This window comes from Streptomyces sp. NPDC052109, from assembly GCF_040680195.1.
Lineage (GTDB): Bacteria > Actinomycetota > Actinomycetes > Streptomycetales > Streptomycetaceae > Streptomyces.
Window position 1 is genome coordinate 21,220 of the sequence record NZ_JBFAWF010000047.1, and the last position, 6,133, is coordinate 27,352.

The 6,133-nt window shown below is 72.4% G+C and carries 5 protein-coding genes, 1 tRNA gene, 1 pseudogene and 1 riboswitch; of the genes and pseudogenes, 3 read left to right on the forward strand and 4 right to left on the reverse strand.

The features are described 5' to 3' along the window. Positions 1 to 13 precede the first annotated feature (13 nt). The 3 genes from AB0L59_RS41810 to AB0L59_RS41820 all read right to left on the reverse strand — a co-directional run bounded on the left by AB0L59_RS41810 (position 14) and on the right by AB0L59_RS41820 (position 3,649). Positions 14 to 958, reverse strand: a complete 945-nt coding sequence (locus tag AB0L59_RS41810; protein WP_365593337.1) for an aldo/keto reductase — start codon at positions 956 to 958, stop codon at positions 14 to 16. 70 nt (positions 959 to 1,028) lie between these two features. Then, complete coding sequence (locus AB0L59_RS41815) at positions 1,029 to 2,057, reverse strand: M23 family metallopeptidase (RefSeq protein WP_365593340.1); 1,029 nt, start codon at positions 2,055 to 2,057, stop codon at positions 1,029 to 1,031. 7 nt (positions 2,058 to 2,064) lie between these two features. Then, a riboswitch (cyclic di-AMP (ydaO/yuaA leader) is annotated at positions 2,065 to 2,233 on the reverse strand. A 234-nt stretch (positions 2,234 to 2,467) separates the two neighbouring features. Further along, positions 2,468 to 3,649 (reverse strand): PP2C family protein-serine/threonine phosphatase, encoded by a 1,182-nt coding sequence (locus AB0L59_RS41820; RefSeq protein ID WP_365593342.1) that lies wholly within the window; start codon positions 3,647 to 3,649, stop codon positions 2,468 to 2,470. Between the two features lie 155 nt (positions 3,650 to 3,804). Here AB0L59_RS41820 and AB0L59_RS41825 point away from each other — a divergent pair. Then, positions 3,805 to 3,878: transfer RNA gene (locus tag AB0L59_RS41825), tRNA-Met, on the forward strand. Between the two features lie 57 nt (positions 3,879 to 3,935). On the opposite strand, the gene AB0L59_RS41830 is transcribed toward AB0L59_RS41825, so the two are convergent. Further along, complete coding sequence (locus AB0L59_RS41830) at positions 3,936 to 5,069, reverse strand: dihydrofolate reductase family protein (RefSeq protein WP_365593345.1); 1,134 nt, start codon at positions 5,067 to 5,069, stop codon at positions 3,936 to 3,938. 62 nt (positions 5,070 to 5,131) lie between these two features. Between AB0L59_RS41830 and AB0L59_RS41835 the strand changes: the two genes are divergently transcribed. Both AB0L59_RS41835 and AB0L59_RS41840 read left to right on the forward strand, forming a co-directional pair. Next, entirely contained in the window at positions 5,132 to 5,671 is a 540-nt protein-coding gene (locus tag AB0L59_RS41835) for a MarR family transcriptional regulator (RefSeq protein ID WP_365593348.1), read from the forward strand. A gap of 139 nt (positions 5,672 to 5,810) precedes the next feature. Beyond that, a pseudogene (locus AB0L59_RS41840) lies at positions 5,811 to 6,133 on the forward strand (GTP cyclohydrolase); the annotation flags it as partial.

Genomic DNA, 6,133 nt, shown 5'->3' on the forward strand with positions numbered 1-6,133 from the left:
CGGGACCGCACACCTAGGCCGACGCCTCCGTCAGCCTCGCCACCTCCTCCTGCGTCAGCTTCAGGTCGGCCACCGCCAGCAGGGCCGGGAGCTGGTCGACCGTGCGGGCCGAGGCGATCGGGGCGGTGATCGTCGGCTGGGCCGCCAGCCAGGCGAGGGCGACGGTGGCGACCGGCGCGTCGTGCGCGGTGGCGACCTCGTCCAGGGCCGTCAGGACCTTCTGGCCGCGCTCGGAGTCCGCGTACTTCGCCGCCGAGCCGGCGCGGGCGCTGTCGACCTTGACGCCAGGGCGGTACTTGCCGGTCAGGAAGCCCGAGGCCAGGGAGAAGTAGGGCACGGCGGACAGGCCCTCCTTGGCGGCCAGGTCCTGCAGCGGGCCCTCGTAGGTGTCACGGGAGACCAGGTTGTAGTGGGGCTGCAGGGCGACGTAGCGGGCCAGGCCCTCGCGGTCGGAGAAGTCCAGCGAGGCCTGCAGGCGCTCGGGGCTGATGTTGGAGGCGGCGATGTGCCGGACCTTGCCCGCCTTCACCAGCTCGTCCAGGGCTCCGATGATCTCCTCGACCGGCACTTCGGGCTTGTCGAAGTGGGTGTAGTAGAGGTCGATGTAGTCGGTGTCCAGGCGGCGCAGGGAGGCGTCGGCGGCGGCCTTGATGTTGGCCGCGGACAGGCCCTGGTACTCGGGGTGCTGGCTGACCTTGGTGGCGATGACGACGTCGGCGCGGTTGCCGCGGGCCTTGACCCACTTGCCGATGATCGTCTCGGACTCGCCGCCCTTGTTGCCCTCGATCCAGGCGGAGTAGGAGTCGGCCGTGTCGATGAAGTTGCCGCCGGCGGCCGCGTAGGCGTCGAGGACGGCGAAGGAGGTGTCCTCGTCGGCGGTCCAGCCGAAGACGTTACCGCCGAGGGAGAGCGGGAAGACCTCGAGGTCGGAGGAGCCGAGTGTGCGCAGAGAAGTCATGTTCCAACTCAACGCCGGCGGCGGAGGATCGCATTCCGCCGCCGGCGCCGAGTTCACGCGAATGACACGCTCAGGGGTTGAGGCCCTTGCTGCGCAGCCACGGCGCCGGGTCGATGGCGGTGGCCTGGCCGTTCGGGTGGACCTCCAGGTGCAGGTGCGGGCCGGTGACGTTGCCGGTGGCGCCGACCCGGCCGATGACCTCGCCGGTGGAGACCTTCTGGCCGACGGAGACGTTGATCGAGGACTGGTGGCAGAACCACAGCTCGGTGCCGTCGTCCAGGGTGATGACGGTGCGGTAGCCGTAGGCTCCGGCCCAGCCGGCCTGGGTGACCGTGCCGCCGTGGATGGCCTTGATGAGGGTGCCGGTGGGGGCGGCGAAGTCGAGGCCGGTGTGGTAGCCGGAGGACCACATCGCGCCGGGCTGGCCGAAGGTGCCGGTGATCGTGTACGAGACGACGGGCAGCTGGTACTGCTTGGCCAGCTCGGCCAGGCGCTTGGCCTCGGCGGCCTTCTCGGCGTCGGCCTCCGCCTTCTCCTTGGCGGTCGCGGCCTTGGCGGCGGCGTCCTTCTCCGCCTTGGCGGCCGCGTCGGCGATCTGCTTCTCGGACACGGCGAGCGCGGCGGCGGTGGCCTTGCTCGCGGCCTGGCCCTTCTGCTGCTCGGCCTGGGCCATGATCCGGTTGCGCAGGGCCTCGCCGGCATCACCGCTGTCGCCGCTGTCGGTGGTCACCCCGGCCCTGCTGAGCCCGGTGGCGGTGGTCCGGGACGCGCCGGAGGACTCGTGGCCGAAGAGGTGGCTGACGGAGTCCAGGTCCGGGAGGGATATGGAGACAGGCGGCTTGCCCGTGTTGGCGCTGGCCATGCCGCCCGCGCCGACCGCGGCCATCACGCCGACGCCGAGGACGGTGGAGCTGCGCGCGAAGCCGCCGCGCTGCTTGGCGACGCGGTGCCGGCCGCGGAGCGGGGCGAGGGAGTCCTCGGTGGGATTCCACTCCTCCCAGGGGCCCTCCTCGGCGCGGTAGGCGCCGTAGCCGAAGGTCTCGGGCTCGGTCGGCGCGGGCACGAACGGGGCTTCTGGGGCGGGCCGGTTGGACGCCACTGGGGCGTTCTCCTTTCCTTCCTCCGCCTACCGGGTTAGCTGACGGGTTCGGAGCAGGAAGGTCTCCTACGCGCGTATACACGGCGTGCACTCTGCGAGTTCACGACGGCGTCCGCGTGATTCACCCCAAGGTGGTGGTTCCCCGGTTCCCTTGCGGGATTCGGCGCGTGCGCACGGAGCCGCCTCTTGTGACGGCTGGGACGACCGCGCTGCGTTATCGAACGTTAATAGACCTGACAGTCACTTTCCAAGCCGTTCGGCTTGATCATTAACGTTTTCGATGGTGGATTTACCGGGCAGGAATGCTGGAAAACGGGCGAGTTGACCGACGTACAGGAGTCTCGGCGTTTTTGATGGTGACTCAGCTGTTATGCGGAGGGCGGTCGTCCGGTCACCCTCGGTGCAGGTGATCAAGGGCGCCGCACGGCGAGCAGGGCCATGTCGTCCGCCATCCCGCCACCGGAGTGCCGCCGGACCTCGTCGGCGAGCCGGTCGAGCAGGGCGCCCGGGCCGGGGAAGACGCGTCCGGTGAGCCGCCGCTCGGGGTCGTAGAACCGGCCGTGGGCGTCCCGTGCCTCGGACAGGCCGTCGGTGTGGAGCAGCAGGGTGGCCCCGCCCGGGAAGTCCCGCTCCAGGGCGCGGTCGGGCCACAGCCCGAGGTCGCCCATGCCGAGCGGCAGCGCGGGCTCGGGGGAGGTGAGCAGCTCCACGCTGCCGTCGCCGGGCAGCAGCAGCGGCGGCGGATGGCCCCGGTTGACGATCCGTACGACGCCGTCGCCGTGCGGGAGTTCGGCGAGGACGGCGGTGGTGAACCCCTCGAAGGCGTCGATGCCCTCCCGCCGGGTGCCCTCGCGGGCCAGCGCCCGCTCCAGCCGCTGCGCGACCGCCTCCAGCGTGGTCTCCTGCTCGGCCGCCTCCCGGAACGCCCCGATCACCACCGCGACGGCGGCGACGGCGCCCAGGCCCTTGCCACGCACATCGCCGACCACCAGCCGCACCCCGTGCGGGCTGTCCTGGACGGCGTACAGGTCGCCGCCGATGAACGCGTCGCGCCGGGCCGCCTCGTAGCAGGCGGCGATCTCGAAACCGCCGATCCGCTCGTCCGGCTCGGGCAGCAGGGCCCGCTGTGCGGCCTCGGCGATCTCCCGGGCGGAGGCGAGCCGCCGGTCGCCGAGGCGGACCACGCGGTTGATGGCCACGGCCAGCAGCGCGACCGTGGCCACGGTGACGACGTCCGTGACGGTGCCCACGACCGGATGCTCGCCGCCCCGGGCCCGCACGGTGTACATGGCGGCCACCGCCACGGCACCGGTCAGGGCGGTGGTGCGCAGCGAGGACAGGGGCGCGGCGATGAGCGGGGCCGCGGTGAAGAAGGGAACGGCGGTGAACTCCCTCGGGCTGAGCAGGCCGTACAGGACGCCGCCGGCGATCAGCAGGGCGGGCAGCGCGCGGGCCAGCGAGCGCGGGGTCGGGCGACGGCCCCGCCGTACGGGCGCCGGCTCCTCGCCGAGGCCGGGGCCGGGCACGCGGTCGCCGGGCAGCCGGCCACCCGCCCTGGCGTACTGGCTCTCGTCCACCTCACCAGGGCGCACCGCTTGTCTCCCACATGTCCGACGTACGTCCAGCGTGGCCGTGGGGGACACGGTGGGCGACCTCGGTGACCCGAGCGGATGACCCGCCGGACGACGCCCCCGGGAAAGCGATGTGCATCCGGCCCTGCGCATGGCGTACACTGGAGTCACAACGACGCGGGGTGGAGCAGCTCGGTAGCTCGCTGGGCTCATAACCCAGAGGTCGCAGGTTCAAATCCTGTCCCCGCTACTGAAGGCCCAGGGGCCGGAATCCATTGGATTCCGGCCCCTGGGTGTTTTCCGGGGCTCAGCCCAGCAGATGTCCGTTCGGCGCCTTGGCGAGTCCCTCCAGCTCGGGCAGTACGACCACCTCGGCGCCGCCCCGCGCCAGGACCCCCGTCCCGTCGGCCCCGGCCACGAACGTGTCCGGCTCGCGCCAGGCCGTGACCACCCGCCGCACCCCCGCCCGCAGAATCAGCTCGGCGCAGGGCGCGGGCCGGGAAGCGCGCCGGGCACAGGGCTCCAGGCTGCTGTAGACCGTGGCGCCGGTCAGCCGCGGATCCGCGGGGTCGACCTTGGCGAGCGCGGCCTCCTCAGCGTGGACCGCGAAGTCGCCGCCCTCCCGCGAGTGGCCTCGGGCCAGCTCGCTGCCGTCCGCCGCGACCACCACCGCGCCGACGCTGAACGCCGTCTCCGACGGCGGGCACAGCGCGGCGAGCTCGCAGGCCGTGCGCAGCCAGTGCCGGTCGGCGGCGCTGGGGAGCGGGCCGGTGCCGGGGGCCGTGGGCTCGTAGCGCATGAGGACCACGTCCTCGATGCGGCGGGTCTCGGTCAGGCGCAGCCGGCCGCCCTGGTAGGCGCCGGAGCCGAAGAGGCGGGGGGCGGCCGGGTCGCCGACGAAGAGGGGCGCGAGGACGAGCTGGAGCTCGTCGGCGAGGCCCAGCTGGAGCAGCTGGGTGTGGACCGTGCCACCGCCCTCGACCATCAGCCGGCGCACACCGCGCACGTCGTGCAGGTGGGTGAGCAGGGCCCGCCAGTCGAGGTCGGGGCCGAGCGGGACGATGTCGGCGGTGCCGCCGAGGCGGCGTCCGGCCGGCTCGGCACCCTCGTCGGTCGTGTAGACGAGCTTGTCGCCGCCGGTGTGCCAGAAGGCGGCGTCGGGGTCGAGGTCGCCGGTGGCGGTGACGGTGACCTTCAAGGGGTACTCCGGCCTGCCCTCCCGGACCCGGGCCGCGCGGCGCTCGGCGGAGTTGACCAGCAGCCGCGGGTTGTCGGCGCGGATCGTGCCGGCGCCGACCAGGATGGCGTCGACCGAGGCCCGTACCGCGTCGACCCGGTCGAAGTCGGCCGGGCTGGACAGCAGCAGCCGGTCGGGGCCGGTGTCGTCCAGGTGGCCGTCGAGGGAGACGGCGGCGGACAGCAGCACGTACGGGTACGACATCGGCGCGGTCTCCCTGCGAAGTGATCCTTGGTTCAAGATTGAAACAAACCTACACTGGCAGCATGACGACCCGCTGGCTCAGCCCCGAGGAGCAGCGCGCCTGGCGCGCGTACCTGGCCGCGACGCACCTCCTGGAGGACGCGATCGACCGACAGCTCCAGCAGGACGCCGGCATGCCGCACCTGTTCTACTCCGTGCTGGCCAACCTCTCCGACGCGCCCGACCGGCGGCTGCGCATGACCGACCTCGCCGAGACGCTGAAGATCACGCGCAGTCGGCTGACCTATGCGGTGACCCGGCTCGAGCGGGACGGGCTGGTGCGCCGGGAGGACTGCCGCTGGGACAAGCGCAGCAGCATCGCCGTGCTGACGGACGAGGGGATGGCCGTGCTGGAGCGTACGGCGCCGGGACACGTCGAGACCGTGCGCGCCACCTTGTTCGACCGGCTCACTCCGGAGCAGGTGGGGCAACTGGAGGCGATCTTCACGGGTGTCGCGCGCGGCCTGCAGGGCGACGACGCCGAGTCCGGGGCGGAGGACGTCCCCTGGCGGCGCCGTTCGTCCTGTTCGGGGCCCTCCACTCCGCCGCCCGCCTGTTCCTGAGCGGCACCACGGCACGCGGCAGGCGCACCGGCACCGGCACCGGCAGGAAAAACAATTGCTTTAACTTTGAAACATGGGTAGGGTCCCTCCGTACCGCTGCTTCAAATCTGAAGCACTGCCCGCCTTCGGAGGGACCCGCATGCCCGACACTCCTGCCGCCACACCGCGCGCCCGCGTCCGGGTACCGCTGCGCTTCCACGACGGCTACAGCGTGGACACCGAACTCGTCACCTTCCACGGCCTTGCCGACGGCCAGGAGCACGTAGCCGTCGTTCTCGGCGAACCCGGCCAGGTCCCCCTGGTCCGTCTGCACTCCGAGTGCCTGACCGGCGACGTCTTCGGCTCGGCCCGCTGCGACTGCGGCCCTCAGCTGCGCGAGGCGGTCGAGCGCATCGCCGACCGCGGCGGGGTCCTGCTCTACCTCCGCCAGGAGGGCCGGGGCATCGGCCTCTACAACAAGCT